Origin of the sequence: Comamonas testosteroni, assembly GCF_014076415.1 — a bacterium.
GTDB lineage: Bacteria > Pseudomonadota > Gammaproteobacteria > Burkholderiales > Burkholderiaceae_C > Comamonas > Comamonas testosteroni_F.
In genome coordinates this window covers 3557117-3572398 of record NZ_CP043568.1, presented here as the reverse complement: position 1 = coordinate 3572398, position 15282 = coordinate 3557117, and the positions used below count along the sequence as shown (strand labels likewise).

At 64.6% G+C, this 15282-nt stretch carries 13 protein-coding genes; 5 read left to right on the top strand and 8 right to left on the bottom strand.

Annotated features, from left to right (window positions below):
* Nucleotides 1–21 precede the first annotated feature (21 nt).
* From F0P97_RS16365 to F0P97_RS16345, 5 genes are all read right to left on the bottom strand, one after another.
* Entirely contained in the window at nucleotides 22–1554 is a 1533-nt protein-coding gene (locus F0P97_RS16365) for a PepSY domain-containing protein (protein ID WP_182283131.1), read from the bottom strand.
* 13 nt (nucleotides 1555–1567) lie between these two features.
* On the bottom strand, nucleotides 1568–3775 hold the full coding sequence (locus tag F0P97_RS16360; protein ID WP_182287225.1) for a TonB-dependent receptor: 2208 nt from the start codon (nucleotides 3773–3775) through the stop codon (nucleotides 1568–1570).
* A gap of 118 nt (nucleotides 3776–3893) precedes the next feature.
* Entirely contained in the window at nucleotides 3894–4265 is a 372-nt protein-coding gene (locus F0P97_RS16355) for a hypothetical protein (protein WP_182283130.1), read from the bottom strand.
* 9 nt (nucleotides 4266–4274) lie between these two features.
* Entirely contained in the window at nucleotides 4275–4808 is a 534-nt protein-coding gene (locus tag F0P97_RS16350) for a DUF192 domain-containing protein (protein ID WP_182283129.1), read from the bottom strand.
* A gap of 185 nt (nucleotides 4809–4993) precedes the next feature.
* Nucleotides 4994–5281 (bottom strand): hypothetical protein, encoded by a 288-nt coding sequence (locus tag F0P97_RS16345; protein ID WP_182287331.1) that lies wholly within the window; start codon nucleotides 5279–5281, stop codon nucleotides 4994–4996.
* Between the two features lie 220 nt (nucleotides 5282–5501).
* Between F0P97_RS16345 and icd the strand changes: the two genes are divergently transcribed.
* Nucleotides 5502–6764, top strand: a complete 1263-nt coding sequence (icd, locus tag F0P97_RS16340; protein ID WP_182283128.1) for an NADP-dependent isocitrate dehydrogenase — start codon at nucleotides 5502–5504, stop codon at nucleotides 6762–6764.
* Nucleotides 6765–6967: 203 nt separating this feature from the next.
* A complete protein-coding gene (locus F0P97_RS16335) occupies nucleotides 6968–9355 on the top strand; it encodes a membrane-bound PQQ-dependent dehydrogenase, glucose/quinate/shikimate family (protein WP_182283127.1) in 2388 nt (795 codons plus the stop codon).
* Nucleotides 9356–9509: 154 nt separating this feature from the next.
* Here the strand turns inward: F0P97_RS16335 and F0P97_RS16330 are convergent, their stop codons facing one another.
* Nucleotides 9510–10280, bottom strand: a complete 771-nt coding sequence (locus tag F0P97_RS16330) for a DsbA family protein (RefSeq protein ID WP_182283126.1) — start codon at nucleotides 10278–10280, stop codon at nucleotides 9510–9512.
* Nucleotides 10281–10424: 144 nt separating this feature from the next.
* On the opposite strand from F0P97_RS16330, the gene F0P97_RS16325 reads away from it, so the two are divergent.
* The 3 genes from F0P97_RS16325 (at nucleotide 10425) to mnmH (ending at nucleotide 14014) form a co-directional block, all read left to right on the top strand.
* The gene (locus F0P97_RS16325; protein ID WP_182283125.1) at nucleotides 10425–10967 is read left to right on the top strand and encodes a retropepsin-like aspartic protease family protein; all 543 of its coding nucleotides are present in this window, start codon (nucleotides 10425–10427) and stop codon (nucleotides 10965–10967) included.
* 253 nt (nucleotides 10968–11220) lie between these two features.
* Complete coding sequence (locus tag F0P97_RS16320; protein ID WP_182283124.1) at nucleotides 11221–12576, top strand: alanine/glycine:cation symporter family protein; 1356 nt, start codon at nucleotides 11221–11223, stop codon at nucleotides 12574–12576.
* Nucleotides 12577–12958: 382 nt separating this feature from the next.
* Nucleotides 12959–14014 (top strand): tRNA 2-selenouridine(34) synthase MnmH, encoded by a 1056-nt coding sequence (gene mnmH, locus F0P97_RS16315; RefSeq protein WP_182283123.1) that lies wholly within the window; start codon nucleotides 12959–12961, stop codon nucleotides 14012–14014.
* A gap of 52 nt (nucleotides 14015–14066) precedes the next feature.
* Here mnmH and F0P97_RS16310 read toward each other — a convergent pair whose 3' ends face one another.
* Nucleotides 14067–14576, bottom strand: coding sequence for a GNAT family N-acetyltransferase (locus F0P97_RS16310; RefSeq protein WP_182283122.1), 510 nt, complete (start codon nucleotides 14574–14576; stop codon nucleotides 14067–14069).
* A gap of 9 nt (nucleotides 14577–14585) precedes the next feature.
* Entirely contained in the window at nucleotides 14586–15203 is a 618-nt protein-coding gene (locus F0P97_RS16305) for a LysE family translocator (RefSeq protein ID WP_182283121.1), read from the bottom strand.
* Nucleotides 15204–15282 lie beyond the last annotated feature (79 nt).

Here is a 15282-nt window from a genome sequence, read left to right as displayed (position 1 = left end):
GGCAAGCATATAGTATGGCGGCTAACCATGTGCAATCGCCTCGGTGGATGTGTGTGGCCGGGCATGATGGCCGCGCTTCCGGCGCAACCGGCGCAGGCCGATCAGCACGCCCGTGGCGCTCAGCATCAGGCCGCCGAGGCTGAAGGCCAGCAGCAGCACATCCCACAGCGGGCGGCGCTGCAGCAGCGGCAGCCAGTCCCAACTGTGCAGCATTGCGAACAGCCAGCGCTTGACGCGCTGGCTGCGGTCCATCCGGCCCAGGACCTGGCCCGTCTGCGGATCGATGTGCACCCAGCTGGCCGCCGCATCGCCGAAAACCACGCGCAGCAAGGGCAGGGGCTTGTCATGGCCGCCCATCATGGTGTGCTCGGCGCGCTCGTACCAGTACAGGTCGTGCGCGGTCAGCCATTCGCTGCGCAGCACGGGTGCATCGATCAGGCGGGCGGCACGGGCCAGCAACACGTCGCGCTGATGGGCCACGGAGGTCGCACTGGCGCTGTCCAGCACCTGGGGCGCACCGGTCGAAGTCCGGGCCAGCACCTCGGAGCGCCCTGCCGCGCGGATCCAGCGCAGCTCGCGGACCTGGCCGCCCGCGGCATCCAGCAGCGCCTGCGCCGTGGCATCGCCCTGCGAGACGCCCAGCGGGCCTTCCTGCCATGCGGCCATGCGCAGCGGCGGCGTGCCGGTGTCGAACAGGCGCCAGGGGTTCATGGACATGAGTCCGCTGAAGATCCATGCCAGCGTGGTCAGTGCGAACAGCAGGCCGGCGACATGGTGCCAGCGCATGGCACGGCCCGGGTAGGGCGTGCGCCGGCCGCTGCGGTAGGGACGCCTGAAGCGCCAGCGGATCACGCCGACCACGGTTCCCGTGACCGCCACGGCGATGCCGATCAGCGACAGCACGTTCACGAGGTCCGCCCAGTAGGGATCGAAGGCATTGCCGCGGAACATGTACAGCCAGTGCAGCCAGGCGCCCAGGTAGTTCCAGCCGCGCTCGCCGCGCGTGGCGTCGCGCACCACCTCGGCCGTCGTGCCCGAGATGTAGAGCAGCGTGCCTTCGGCATCGTCCAGCTGCACGCGGTGCAGGGGGCGGTGCATGTCCAGGGCGCGGGAGTGGCTGAAGGCATCCTCCTGCACCGACCCCAGGTAGCGAAGCCCCTGGCCGGACCCCGCAAAGGCCGCGGCGCTGGCCAGGGCCTGTGCCTGGCTTGTACCGCGCAGTACCTGGCCACTGAGCGCGTCGATGGCCACGGGCTGGCGCCGGCCCTCGGGCGTGGCCAGATAGCTGGGGCGGCCGGCGCTGCCCGCATGCAGCCGCAAGTCCTTGAGCGGACCCTCGATGCCTGCCGAGCGCAGCGCCTGGGCCGGCGAGAGCAGGGCGGCCGTGCCGTCCAGCGGCGGCAAGTGGCGCAGCCGCTCGGCCTCGGTGAGCTTGGGGTAGCCCACGTACATCATCACCATGCCCGAGACGAACCACAGCGCGAAGAACAGGCATACGGCAATGCCCAGCCAGCGGTGCAGCAGGAACAGCCAGCGTTTGAGGTGAAGGCGCATGGCGAGGCCCCGTTCAGAAGGCGATGCGCAAGGCGATGTCGGCCGTGCGCGGCGCGCCCAGGTAGGCCATGGTGCTGGTCAGGCTGGCGGCGTAGGTGCGATCCGTGGCGTTGCGCAGGCGTGCGACCACGGTCATGCGCGGATCGATCCGGTAGCTCAATCCCAGGTCCAGCAGGGTGTAGGCGGGCCAGGACAGGGTGTTGGCCGCATCGGCATAGATGCCGCCGACCCGGCGCAGCCCGGCGTTGACCTCCAGTGCCGGCGTGATGCGGTAGCTGGTCCAGAGATTGAACACGCTGGATGGCGTGTTCGTGGGCCGCTTGCCGGCCAGTGACACCCCGCCTTGCTGGTAGTTGTCGTAGCGCGCATCCACATGGCTCCAGCTGCCCTGGATGGACCAGCGCGGCGTGGGAGCCAGGCCCATGGACAGCTCCACCCCGCGCGATGACTGCTGGCCCACCAGTACCGTGCGCGTGGCGTCCTGCGGGTCCTGGGTGGACAGGTTGCGGCGCGTGATGTGATAGACCGCCAGCGCCGCCGTTCCCTTGCCTTGCCAGAACGACAGCTTGCTGCCGGCCTCGAACTGGCGGCCCGTGGTCAATTCCGTGTTGTTGATCGCGTCCGAGAACGAGGCGCCCATGAGCATGCCCGACGGGGGATCGGCGGCCGTGGCGAACTGCGCATAGAGATTGGCCTCGGGGGAGGCATCCCAGACCAGTCCGACCCGCCCCGTGGTGGGGCTGTAGCCGCGGCTGTAGCTGGCGGGCAGGGCGGGCGTCACATCACGCCGGTTGGTCAGGTCCACATCGATGCGTTCATGGCGCAGGGCGGTCAGCAGGTGCAGGGCGGGCGTGAGGGCCGTGCGGTTTTCCAGGTAGAGCGCGGTGGTGGTGACCTTGTTGTCGCGGTCGGGTCGGAAGCCTGGCGCCATGCCGGGGATGTCGTGGAAGTTCTCGGTGGCGAAATCGTAGGGGTTGACCATGCTCACCGTGCCCGACAGGCTGTTCGGAAACCGTGTCTGGCGGTTCACGCTCACGTCCAGGCCGAAGGCCCACTCGCTGCGCCGGCCGGCCAGCTCGCCCAGGTAGCTGCCCTCGATGCGGTCGCCCACCATGCGCTGGTCATGGCGCTGCAGCAGCGCGGCCGAGCGGATGACGGCGCTGTTGTCGGGCGTGAAGCGGTAGGTCTCCACATTGCGGTAGTCGCGCAGTGCGTCGTAGGCATAGAAGGTGTTGCTGAGCTTGAGCCGGTCGTTGGCGCGCCATTCGGTGATGGAGCGCAGCCACTGCACGCGCTGGGCATAGAGACCGTCGGCGCTGTTGTAGTTCTGGCCCACGGTGCCTTCATCCACGCGCGCCTGGCCGCGCAGCGGATTGAGCAGCGGCGTGCCCCAGTAGGGGCGGTCCACGCGCTCGTGCTGCGCCTCGTAGGCCAGGGTATGGGTCAGGCCGCCACCGAGGTCGGACAGCAGCGAGGCCGCCAGCTGCGTGGAGCGCGACTGCGTGCCGCCCACCCAGCTGCCTGCATCGCGGTGGTTGAGGTCCAGGCGCAGGTAGTGGGTGCTGCCCTGGGTGTCGGTGGCATCGCCCAGGCGCCGGTTCAACCCCACCGAGGCCTCCTTGAGCCCGTGGCTGCCCAGGCGCAGCTGGCCTTCGGTGAAATGGTCGCGCTGGGCCAGCTTGGTGATGTAGTTCAGCGTGCCGCCCACGCCGCCCGCGCCATAGAGGAAGCTGGAGGCGCCGCCGATGGCCTCGACGCGGTCGTAGATCCAGCTGTCCACGGGCCGCGCCGCGATCGAGTACTGGAGATTGATGCCGTTGAACAGCTGGCTGACCGACCCCGTGCCGAAGCCCCGGTAGCTGATGCCGATGTTGCCGGGCGGGCTGTAGGCCGTCACGCCCGGGATGGAGCGCAGGATCTCCTGCGTATCCTGGGCGCCGCGCGCCTCGATGGCGGCACGGTCCACGATGTGCACCGAAGCCGGCGTCTCGCGCGCCGTCAGGCCCAGGCGGCTGGCGGTGCCCACGGTCTTGTTGAGGGGCAGCAGGCCGTTGGCGTCGGCCGTGGCCTGGTCGGAGACTTCGACGGCGGGCAGTGCCGCCTCGGCCAGGGCCTGCGCGTGCGCGGCTGGCGCCCATGCGGCGCCCAGCGCACAGCACAGTGCCGTGGCCACGGGATGGGGACGAAAAATGGTGGTGGGCAGGCGCAGCAGCGCCGCCATCGCGGGGAAGGGGAAAGAATTCACGAACTGACTCCGGGTCTTGCGCCGCGCATGCGGCGCGGTCCCGCGCCCGTGGGCGCAGGAGGGCCGGGCGCGCGTCAGCAGGCCCGGCGGCGATTCAAGAGGACAGGGGAGTCGGCGAAGGCGGGCCGCGCGCCGGCAGGGGCGCGCGCGTGACGGATGCGATATGCGCTGCCACCAGGGGCAGCAGCGCGTGGGCCAGCGGCTGATGGCGGGGAACATCCATCTGCGGCAGGGCTGGCGGCGGTGCGCCAGCAGTCAGGCACATGGGGCAATCGAGCTGATGGTGGCCCATGCCCGGCGCGGCGCTGTCGCCCAGTGCCACGAGCTTGATGTCGCCGCTGGCCGTGCAGACCAGCTCGAAGCCCTGGGGGTGGACCAGGGGTGATGCCACGGCGACGCCCAGCGTCAGTGCAAACCAGGCCAGGATCAGCCGGGTGAGCGACAACGATGAGCGCAATGCGTGCATGGAAGGCGATTATGGCTTGGCTGCAGGCCGGAGCGCGGCCGTGAACAGGCTGCCGCCCAGTTTGGTGCCGGCCTTGATGCCGCGCTTGGCGAACCAGCCCTGGTTCATCTCCAGCACATAGCGCACGGGCTTGGCCGAGCAGTGGGAGTCTTCGCTCATGGGTTTCATATCGGCCAGGTTGACGATGGTGCCGTCATCGGCCACAAAGGCCGCGGTCAGCGGCAGGATGGTGTTGCGCATCCAGAAGCACTGCACGCCGGGTACCTCGAAGACAAAGAGCATGCCTTCCTGCTGCGGCATCTCCTTGCGGAACATGAGACCGATCTCGCGCTGCTGCGGCGTGACGGCCAGTTGGGTGTCGATGCGGTACATGCCGGCCGTCAGGTCGATGCGGCGCAGGTTCGTCTGGGGCTGACCTTGATCGCCGGCCATTGCCGGAGCGGTGCCCAGCAGTCCGAACAGGGCCGCTGCGGCCAGCAACATGGTGCGCGCACGCCAGCCGCATTGGCGTGAGTCAGAGGTCTGGCTGGAGAAGTTCTTCATAAGCCTTGCATGCCAAAAAAGAGTCGAAAGCCGACAGCCTAAGGCATTGGGGCCGAATGTCGCCTGAAACCCGCATGCCACAAACCACAAAGCCCACAGAAATCCGAATTCTGCGGGCTTTTTGCGCTTGCCGGCAGCGGGTGCGACACCTCAGGGTCCCGCGCCGGTGCCGCCTTCAGTGCTCGTCAGGCAGCAGGCTTGCCAGCTTTCTTGGTGCTGTGCTTGGCGTGGGACTTGGCAGGCTTGTGCATGGACTTGGCATGCTTGGCTGCGGGGGCCGGTGCTGCAGCGGGCGCCGCAGAGGGGGCTGCAGGTGTTGCTGCGGCCGGCATGGCCGCAGGTGCGGTGGCTGCGGCTGGGGCAGCAGGGGTGGCAGGGGTGGCAGGTTTCGCAGGCGCAGCGGCTTGAGCGAATGCGCCAGCGGCGAACGTACCGGCAATCAGAACAGCGAGTAGTTTTTTCGTGTGTGCCAATTTCCTCAAGATGCGGCAATGCCTGGTTTCAGGGTTTGTTCAGCGCAGGCCATCTGCGCCTCACAGTCTTTCAACGGCCTTGCTGTGCCGGCGTTGACAGGCATTTACCGGTGGTTTCTTAGAATTTGTGCGGTGTAGTGGTGTCAGAATTCGGTCATATGCAAAATGCACCAGCAAGGTGCGCCGCCGCACACCATCAAGGACTAGGAGATTTCAGAGCATGAGCGCTTCCCAGCACATCCAGGTACCGTCGCAGGGCGAGAAAATCACCGTCAATGCGGACAAGACGCTGAACGTTCCCGATCAGCCCATCATTCCGTTCATTGAGGGCGATGGTGTCGGTGTTGATGTGACGCCGGTGATGCGCAAGGTGGCAGACGCTGCCGTTGCCAAGGTATATGGCGGGCAGCGCAAGATTGCCTGGATGGAGGTGTATGCGGGTGAGAAGGCCACGCGCATCTACGGCCCCGATGTCTGGCTGCCCGAGGAAACCGTGGCCGCAGTGCGCGACTATGCCGTGTCCATCAAGGGCCCGCTGACCACGCCCGTGGGCGGCGGCATCCGCTCGCTGAACGTGGCACTGCGCCAGGAACTGGATCTTTATGTCTGCCTGCGCCCCGTGCAGTACTTCAAGGGCGTGCCTTCGCCGCTCAAGGAGCCCGAGAAGACAAATATGGTGATCTTCCGCGAGAACTCGGAGGACATCTATGCAGGCATCGAATACGCGGCCGGCAGCGAGAAGGCGAAAAAGCTCATCGACTTCCTGGCCAAGGAGATGGGAGCCAACAAGATCCGCTTTCCCGAAACTTCTGGCATCGGCATCAAGCCCGTCTCGCGCGAGGGTACTGAGCGCCTGGTGCGCAAGGCCATCCAGTACGCCATCGACAACAACAAGCCCAGCGTGACCCTGGTTCACAAGGGCAACATCATGAAGTACACGGAAGGCGCCTTCCGTGACTGGGGCTATGCGCTGGCGCAGCGCGAGTTCGCTGCCGAGCTGATCGACGGCGGCCCCTGGTGCCGCATCAAGCACCCGAAGACGGGCAAGGACATCATCATCAAGGACTCGATCACCGACGCATTCCTGCAGCAGATTCTGATGCGTCCGGCCGAATATTCGGTGGTGGCCACGCTCAACCTCAACGGCGACTACATCTCGGATGCACTGGCCGCGCAGGTGGGCGGCATCGGCATTGCTCCCGGCGCCAATCTGTCGGAGAGCATTGCCTGCTTCGAAGCCACCCACGGCACGGCGCCGCGCTATGCCGGCAAGGATTATGTGAACCCCGGCTCCATGATTCTGTGCGCCGAGATGATGCTGCGCCACATGGGCTGGCGCGAGGCTGCGGATCTGATCGTCGAGTCGCTGGAAAAAGCCATCCAGAGCAAGCATGTGACCTATGACTTCGCCCGTCTGATGGACGGAGCGACCCAGGTGTCCTGCTCGGGCTTCGGGGATGTGGTGATTTCGATGATGGACTGAGCTGCGCTGCCTGCCCGGCAGCCTGCGAGATCTGCCGGTACCGTCACTTCAGCCGCCGCGCCGTCTCCACGGTGCGGTTTTTTTACGCCTCTTACCTGGCGCTTGTAGTCCTGGGGCTGGCGTGCAAAGCCTCGAAAGTATGTCGATGTGTATCGGCTTTAAAGCGTGCAATACACAAATGGCAATTAATTTCAGGTGAGGCTATGGCTCCTTCATCCAATGACGGGCGCTGGTACTGGCTTGCAGTGGCGTTGCTGATGCTGCTGATGGGTCTGTACATGGCCATAGGCGGCGGCATTCTGCTGGGCAAGGGAGGCAGCTGGTACTTCGTGCTGATGGGGCTGGCGCTGCTGGCATCGGCCACACTGCTGCTGGCGCGGCGCAGGGCCGGTGCTCATGTCTATGCGCTGGCCTTTGTACTGACACTGCTATGGGCCTGGTGGGATGCGGGCTGGGAGTTCTGGCCTCTGGTTTCGCGCCTGATGGTGTTTGCCGTGCTGGGTCTGCTGGTGGCTCTGGGCTATGGGCAGCTTGAGGCGGGCAAGCTGGTCATGAACGACTACGGACGCCTTGGCGCCGGGGTGTCTGTGGTGGTGCTGGGCCTGGGCATCGTCGCGACGGCCGTCAGTGCCTTTTCGCCCAAGGGGGTGATTGCTCCCGAGGTCACCGAGGTGCCTTCGGTAGGCTCCATGGAGATCAGGGCCTCGGACTGGACGGACTGGGGGCAGGGCCCCGCAGGACAGCGCTTTGCGGCCGTCGAGCAGATCAGCCGTGACAATGTCGACAAGCTGGCCGTGGCCTGGACGGCGCGCACCGGCGATGTGCCCCAGAGCACGGGCTCGGGCGCCGAAGACCAGAACACGCCGCAGCAGATCGGGGACCGCCTGTATGTCTGCACGGCCTACGGCAAGGTGCTGGCGCTGGATGTGGATACGGGCGAGGAGAAGTGGAAATTCGACCCCGAGGCCAGGTCGCCCAATTGGCAGCGCTGCCGGGGTCTGGGTTACTTCGATGGCAACGAGGCCGCAATCAAGGCCTCTGGCGCACTCGGCAAGCCCGCAGATGTTGCACCAGGCTGCAGGCGTCGTCTGTTTCTGCCCACCATCGATGCGCGCCTGATCGCGCTCGATCCCGATTCGGGCAAGCCATGCACCGACTTCGGCAAGGACGGTGTGCTGGATCTGACCCAGGGCATGGGCGAGGTCAAGCAGGGCTGGTATCAGCAGACTTCGGCGCCGCTGGTGGCCGAGAACCTGGTGATCGTGGGCGGTCGCGTGGCCGACAATTTCTCGTCCGACGAGCCCTCGGGCGTGGTGCGCGCCTTTGATGTGCACAGCGGCAAGCTGGTCTGGGCCTGGGACCCGGGCAATGCAGACATCACCGGACAGCCGCCGCAGGGGCAGACCTATACGCGCAATTCGCCCAATGTCTGGGGCGGCATGTCCTATGACGCCAGACTGGGGCTGGCGTATCTGGGCACGGGCAATGCCACGCCGGACTTCTATGCGGCGCAGCGCACTGCGGAGATGGAGAAGAACAGCTCCGCCATCGTGGCCATGGATATCAGGACCGGCAAGCCGCGCTGGATCTACCAGACCGTGCACCACGATCTGTGGGACTTCGACATTCCTTCCCAGCCTGCTCTGGTCGATGTGACCAATGCCCAGGGCGGGGTGGACCCCGCGCTGCTGCAGGTGACCAAGCAGGGCATGATCTTCATGCTCAACCGCGAGACCGGTGAGCCTCTGGCCGAGGTGCAGGAGCTGCCCGTGCCGCAAGGCCATGTACCCGGCGAGCGCTATGCGCCGACACAGCCCCATTCCACTGGCATGCCCAATATCGGCAACCAGACCCTCAATGAGTCCGATATGTGGGGGGCCACGCCCTTCGACCAGTTGCTGTGCCGGATTGCCTTCAAGGACATGCAGCATCAAGGTGTGTTCACGCCGCCGGGCATGGGGCCGACGCTGCAGTTTCCTGGGTCCTTGGGTGGCATGAACTGGGGCAGCGTTTCCATAGACCCGATCAGCCAGACCATGTTCGTCAACGATATGCGCCTGGGTCTGGCGAACTACATGATTGCGCGCGCCGATATGAAGCCCGGTGCCAGCGGCATCGAGATGGGGGCCGTGCCCCAGGAGGGCACGCCGTTCGGCGCCATGCGCCAGCGCTTTCTGTCGCCGCTGGGCATTCCCTGCCAGAAGCCGCCTTTCGGCACCATGACGGCCGTGGATCTGAAATCCCGGCAGATCAAATGGCAGGTGCCCGTGGGCACGGTGCGCGACACCGGTCCTCTGGGCATTCCCATGTGGCTGCCAATTCCCATCGGCATGCCCACGCTGGGGCCTTCCATGGTCACCAAGTCGGGGCTGGTGTTCTTCGCGGGCACGCAGGACTTCTATCTGCGCGCCTTCGACAGCGCCAACGGCAAGGAGATCTGGCGCTCACGCCTGCCGGTGGGCAGCCAGGGCGGGCCGATGAGCTATGTCTCGCCCAGAACCGGCAGGCAGTATGTGGTGATCACCGCCGGCGGCGCACGCCAGTCGCCCAAGCGCGGTGACTATGTGATCGCCTATGCCCTGCTGCAGTAGCGACAGGGTGCCGGGTCGTGGCAGAAAGATTCTAAAAACATAGCTTCTTGCGCTTGATGGATAAGGAGTTCAGATTGATTAATGTCTGAATTCTTTAAATAAAAAGCGCTGTAAGCTATGAATAAAAGAGTATCTGCCGCGCAGGCCATGCCGCTTAGCGCGGTGGCAGCTCGCAGCCGTCGGGGCCGCAACTGGGGTCGCTACTGGTGTCGGTGTCGCCGGCCTGCTGCTGATTGAGCTCGGCAATCTGCTCGGCCCAGGCGGCCAGCTGCTGCTTCCAGCCGTCGACATCGCCCAGCCATTCGCCGATCTCGATGCGCTGCACGGCGCGTTGGCCAGCCTGCTCGGGGTGGTCGAACTCCAGCGCCAGGGTGGGGAAGCCCTGGCCCTGCACCATGCCAAGCCATTGGCGGCTTTCGGCAATATGCTTTTGCGTGGCTGCGCCGCTTTGCTCGGCGTAGGCCATGTCATAGGCCGCGCTGTCCAGACCGATGCCGGCCGCCAGCTCGCGTAGCACGGCGGGTTCGCTGATGCGGCGGCCCTCCACATAATGGGCTTTCTGCTCGGCAGCCAGCATCTCCAGGCCCTTGCCGGCCAGCGCTTCGGCGGCCAGCAGGGCCGTGGTCGGGGGCTCGGAGTCCAGCGGCGCGCCAATGTCGTTGAGCAGGCCGTTGAGATAGGCATCGCCAAAAGGCTGGCCCGTCATCTCGGCAATGCGCTGGTCGCTGGGCATGACCTTGTCACGCCAGTCCGCGGTGATGGTGCGCGTGTGGGCTCCGGTCAGCATGCCGCCGGCATGCCATTGAACCTCGATGCCGGGCACCTCGCGCGCGGCCTTGACCAGCGGGGCGGCGGCATAGCACCAGCCACACAGAGGATCGAAAATATAGTGCAGCACCAGGGCGGGCAGCTTGGATGTGTTCATATGGGAAGGCCTGCAAGGCCGGTAGATTTGCAAACAAGCTTCAATGTAAGCGCGGTAGCTGCGCTGGCGCCGTAGTGGCCGGGTATGACCTTGGCGCCGGTCTTGGCAAAATGGCTGCATTGTCCTCAGCTTGTTTGCCTGTCCATGCGCCTGAATGTCACGCCGCCGCCCCAGTCCTCGCCAGAGTCCGAACCTTCCCCGCAATCCGTGGCACGGCGCAGCACCATGCTGTTTCTGCTGTTCTGGCTGGTGGTCATGGGCGCAATGTATCTGGCCATGCAGTATTTCCTCAAGCCAGCCCAGGCCAAGGTCATGGCCGATGGCACGGTGCGCATAGAGCGCGGCATGGACGGGCACTTCCGCGTCAAGGGCTATGTGAACGATCAGCCCGTCACCTTTATGGTCGATACCGGGGCCACCTCGGTCAGCGTGACCGATGCGCTGGCCGAGCGTGCCGGCCTGGAGGGCGGCGAGAAGGTACGTTTTCGCACGGCCAACGGCGAACGTGACGGCCGCATCGTCACCGCCGGCGAGGTCCGTATCGCCAGCCTGCGTGTGCGCGATGTGCGCGTGGGCACGGGCTATACGGGTGACGATAGTGACGACGCCTTGCTGGGCCAGAACTTTCTGCGCTACTTCGATGTGCAGATGAGCGGCGACGAAATGCTGCTGCGCCCGCGCAAGTGAGTGCCGTGAAGATGCTGGCCGTGATTTTGCGCACTTGTGCAAGTCATAGTCCGCAGTAGCCCAAAAGCGATTGCAGACTGGATTAAAGTAGGGCGCTTTGCCAACCGGCAAACAGGAATAGTGCACTGTGCGTGGGCCTCACACGGGCCTCTTGCGGTTGCTGCACTTGCCGCTCATGGGTGAAAGACATGTTCCGGGACTGTTGCCATTCAATGGACCGCAGGCGAAAGCTGGCTGCGGCAGACGACACTCAATGGACTGGTTAACCCAACTCTTCAAGGCCCTCAACGATATTGTCTGGGGCGTTCCCATGATCGTGCTGATTCTCGGCACGGGTTTTTATCTGCAGATCCGCCTGGGCTTCATGCCGCTGCGCAATATCGTGCGCGGCTTTCGCATGATCTGGCGCAGTCGCCGTCCCGGCGACAAGGCCGATGGCGACATCACTCCCTATGCCGCGCTGATGACGGCACTGTCCGCCACCGTGGGTACGGGCAATATTGCCGGCGTGGCCACGGCCATTGCCGTGGGTGGCCCGGGCGCGCTGTTCTGGATGTGGATGACGGCGTTGCTGGGCATGGCTACCAAGTATGGCGAGGTGGTGCTGGCGGTGAAGTACCGCGAGAAAAACGACCACGGCCAGTGGGTGGGCGGCCCGATGTACGCCATCAAGAATGGCCTGGGCAGCAAGTGGAAATGGCTGGGTACGCTGTTTGCCATCTTTGGCGGTCTGGCCGGTTTCGGCATCGGCTCCATGGTGCAGTCCAACGGTATTGCATCGGCCATGCACACGGCTTTCGGTCTGGAAAACTGGATCACAGGCCTGGGTCTGGCCGTGCTTACCGGTGCCGTGGTGCTGGGAGGCATCACCCGCATCGGTGCGGTGGCCGAAAAGCTGGTGCCTGCCATGTGCGTGGCCTATGTGATCTGCGTGCTCTATGTGCTGGGCGTGTACTTCGACCGCATTCCGGCTGCGTTTGCACTGATCTTCGAGCAGGCCTTCAACCCCACGGCGGCCACGGGCGGCTTTCTGGGCTCCACGGTGCTGATGGCCATCCGCATGGGCGTGGCGCGCGGCATTTTTTCCAACGAAGCGGGCCTGGGCACGGCCGGCATCGCCCAGGCTGCTGGTGCCACGCGAGACCCTGTGTTTTCGGGGCTGGTAGGCATGATGGGTACTTTCATCGACACCATCATCGTCTGCACCATGACCGGGCTGGCCATCGTGGTCAGCGGCGTCTGGAATTCTGGCGCTACCGGGGCCGTGCTGTCCACCCAGAGCTTCGAGGCCGCCATGCCCGGCGTGGGCAAATACGTGCTGGCCGTTTCGCTGTCGGTGTTTGCCTTCACCACGATTCTGGGCTGGGCCTATTACGGTGAAAAATGCTGGACCTATCTGGTCGGCACCATCTGTGAAAAGCCCTTCCGCATCTTCTGGACCATCAGCGCCTTTGTGGGTGCCGTGGCCACGCTGGACTTTGCCTGGCTGGTCGCCGATACGCTGAATGCGCTGATGGCGATTCCGAATCTGATCTCGCTGCTGTTGCTGTCACCTGTGATCGTGCAGCTCACTCGCGAATACTTTGCGCGCCAGGAAAATCAGGCCTGATCATTTTGAAAGCTTCAGGCGCTTGAAGCATAAGCGCTGGAGCTTGACCTGACCTCACGCAGGGCGCAGTTGTGCAAGCAGCTGCGCCCTGTGCTGTTTTGGGGCTGTGGCTGAAGCAGTCCCGCATATCTGCGAAAATGCCTCCACACAGGGAATGACTGTTGCGGGAAATCTTGCCGCAGCCGTTGTGCGTATCGAGGCTCGATCCACGCCCTTGCTTCGTGGCCTGCCGGGCTTCATCTTGAGATGAGACTGCAGGTTTTTCATGTTGCCGAGCCTCAAGTCGAATCGCCGCATTGTCGCGATTCCCGCTTTGCGCCCGACCACACGCCATTGCCCGGCAGCCATGCAGGCTGTCAGGCGCAGCCATGGATAGTCTGCCGTGTCCCACCGCCAGCCCGTTCGCGTTCCCGAACGTCACCAGTTTGATGCCTTGATCGATGCCCGCTCGCCCGCCGAGTTTGCGCAGGACCATATCCCCGGCTCCATCAACTGTCCGGTACTGAGCAATGCCGAGCGTGCCGAGATCGGCACCATCTACAAGCAGGTCAGCCCGTTTGAGGCCAAGCGACTGGGTGCTGCCTATGTGTCGGCGAATCTGGCACGCCATCTGCGCGAAACCTTTGCCGACAAGCCTGCCAACTGGAAGCCTCTGGTCTATTGCTGGCGCGGCGGCCTGCGTAGCGGCTCCATGGTGACCTGGCTGCGTCTGGTCGGCTGGGATGCACAGCAGCTGGCCGGCGGCTACAAGGCGTTTCGCGGCCATGTGATTGCGCAGCTTGAAAGCCTGGTGCCGCAGCTGCAGATGCGCGTGCTCTGCGGTGCCACCGGCTCGGCCAAGACCCGCGTGCTGCATGCGCTGGCCCAAAGCGGCGAGCAGGTACTGGACCTGGAGGGCTTTGCCAGCCACAAGGGCTCCTTGCTGGGCGGCCTGCCCGGCATCGAGCAGCCCAGCCAGAAACGTTTCGAAACCCTGATTGCCGAGCAGCTGGAAAGCTTCGATCTCTCGCGCCCCGTCTATCTGGAAGGCGAGAGCGCCAAGATCGGCCGTGTCGGCCTGCCGCTGGTACTTGTGCAGCATCTGCACAAGGCTCCGGTCATCGAGGTGCGTGCGACGACCGCCGCACGCCTTTCCTATCTGCTGCGCGACTATGCCTATCTGGGGGACGATCCCGAAGTGCTGGCCACCAAGCTGGGCTGGCTCAAGGAGCTGCAGGGCAAGGAGACTGTGGGCCGCTGGCAGCAATGGGCACGGGAAGGGGAGCTGCCTGCGCTGTTTGAAGAGCTGATGCTGCGCCACTACGACCCGCACTACGAGCGCTCCCAGTCGAATCACTTCGAGCAATGGTCTCGGCGCCAGGTTCTGGAGACAGACCAGCTCTCGGACGAGGCCATCACTGGTCTGGCGCAGCAGATCATTGCGATGCAGGTGCGCTGAGCCAAGCCGCTTGTTCAAACCTGCCAGCTGAAAAGGGCCGGTGCGGTGCGGACTAGTCCAGCTTCATCACCATCAGCACCTCGTCGAAATATTCGCCGTCAACGTACAGGGCCGCGGGCTCCAGTCCATATTCGCGAAAACCTGCCTGCTCATACAAGCGCAGTGCGTTGCCGTTGCCGGCATTGCAGCCCAGCATCAGTTGCCGCAAGTTCAGCGCTCTGCCGTGCTCAGCAGCGGTCTCCAGCAGGCGGCGTGCCAGGCCTTGGCCACGGGCCGTTGAAGCTACATACATGGCAAAGAGATGGCCCTTGTGCGTGGTCTTCTCTCCCTGATCGCGATACATGCCCAGGCTGGCGCAGAGTCTGCCGTCTGCGTCAAAGCCTCCCCACATGGCCTGACCCTGGGCGCCGCTGAAGCGGCTCAGCAATTGCGCATCGCCGAGTGCCTGTTCGGTCGCGGGCGTGGCACCGAAGGCGGCGGGACATTCTGTCAGGGCCTGCAGGCGCAGGTCGCGATAACTGCAAAGGTCGGACTCAGTCAGTTGGCGTATGTCATATTGCATGGGCCGAGTTTAGACATGCTCGGCAAAAATGGGCACCAGCGACAGCAGCAGCAGGCCGGCCATCACGCCGTTGAACATGCGCAGTGCCTGTGGAGTGCGCAGTGCGCGCCCCACGGTGCTGCCGAACAGGGTCCAGACGCTGATGCTGGGATAGTTGACCAGACCCAGAACAAGGGCCGACAGCATCAGATTGACGAAAAAGCCTTCGCGCGGTGTGTAGGTCGCGACCACGCCCACGGCCATGATCCAGGCCTTGGGGTTGACCCACTGGAAAGCGGCGGCCTGCCAGAAGCTGAATGGGCGGCTGCCCGACTGGCCCTGGTCCACGCCGCCGGCACGGGCGATTTTCCATGCCAGCCAGATCAGATAGGCCGCGCCCACATATTTGAGCAGGGTGTAGATGCGGGGCTCGGCCTCGAACAACTTGCCCAGGCCCGCGCCGATCAGCAGCACCATGATGACCACGCCCAGACAGATGCCCAGCATATGCGGCACGCTGCGGCGATAGCCGAAAGTGGCCCCCGAGGCCGTCAGCATCACATTATTGGGGCCAGGCGTGACGGAGCTGACAAAGGCAAACATGGCCAATGGCAGGATGAAGGCTGGGGATTCAGGCAGAAATGGCATGGTGAACCTTGGGGCTGCATAAGCGTTGTGCCTCTATACTAAGATCTGTAGTCAGTACACTATCAGTACACTTTTGCAG

What these genes read in the sequence shown, in the direction of transcription:
- F0P97_RS16330 (WP_182283126.1), bottom strand. Translation starts at nt 10,280, where the DNA reads ATGAACACATCCAAGCTGCCCGCCCTGGTGCTGCACTATATTTTCGAT.
- F0P97_RS16305 (WP_182283121.1), bottom strand. Translation starts at nt 15,203, where the DNA reads ATGCCATTTCTGCCTGAATCCCCAGCCTTCATCCTGCCATTGGCCATG.
- F0P97_RS16325 (WP_182283125.1), top strand. Translation starts at nt 10,425, where the DNA reads ATGCGCCTGAATGTCACGCCGCCGCCCCAGTCCTCGCCAGAGTCCGAA.
- icd (WP_182283128.1), top strand. Translation starts at nt 5,502, where the DNA reads ATGAGCGCTTCCCAGCACATCCAGGTACCGTCGCAGGGCGAGAAAATC.
- F0P97_RS16365 (WP_182283131.1), bottom strand. Translation starts at nt 1,554, where the DNA reads ATGCGCCTTCACCTCAAACGCTGGCTGTTCCTGCTGCACCGCTGGCTG.
- F0P97_RS16360 (WP_182287225.1), bottom strand. Translation starts at nt 3,775, where the DNA reads ATGGCGGCGCTGCTGCGCCTGCCCACCACCATTTTTCGTCCCCATCCC.
- F0P97_RS16335 (WP_182283127.1), top strand. Translation starts at nt 6,968, where the DNA reads ATGGCTCCTTCATCCAATGACGGGCGCTGGTACTGGCTTGCAGTGGCG.
- F0P97_RS16355 (WP_182283130.1), bottom strand. Translation starts at nt 4,265, where the DNA reads ATGCACGCATTGCGCTCATCGTTGTCGCTCACCCGGCTGATCCTGGCC.
- F0P97_RS16350 (WP_182283129.1), bottom strand. Translation starts at nt 4,808, where the DNA reads ATGAAGAACTTCTCCAGCCAGACCTCTGACTCACGCCAATGCGGCTGG.
- F0P97_RS16320 (WP_182283124.1), top strand. Translation starts at nt 11,221, where the DNA reads ATGGACTGGTTAACCCAACTCTTCAAGGCCCTCAACGATATTGTCTGG.
- F0P97_RS16310 (WP_182283122.1), bottom strand. Translation starts at nt 14,576, where the DNA reads ATGCAATATGACATACGCCAACTGACTGAGTCCGACCTTTGCAGTTAT.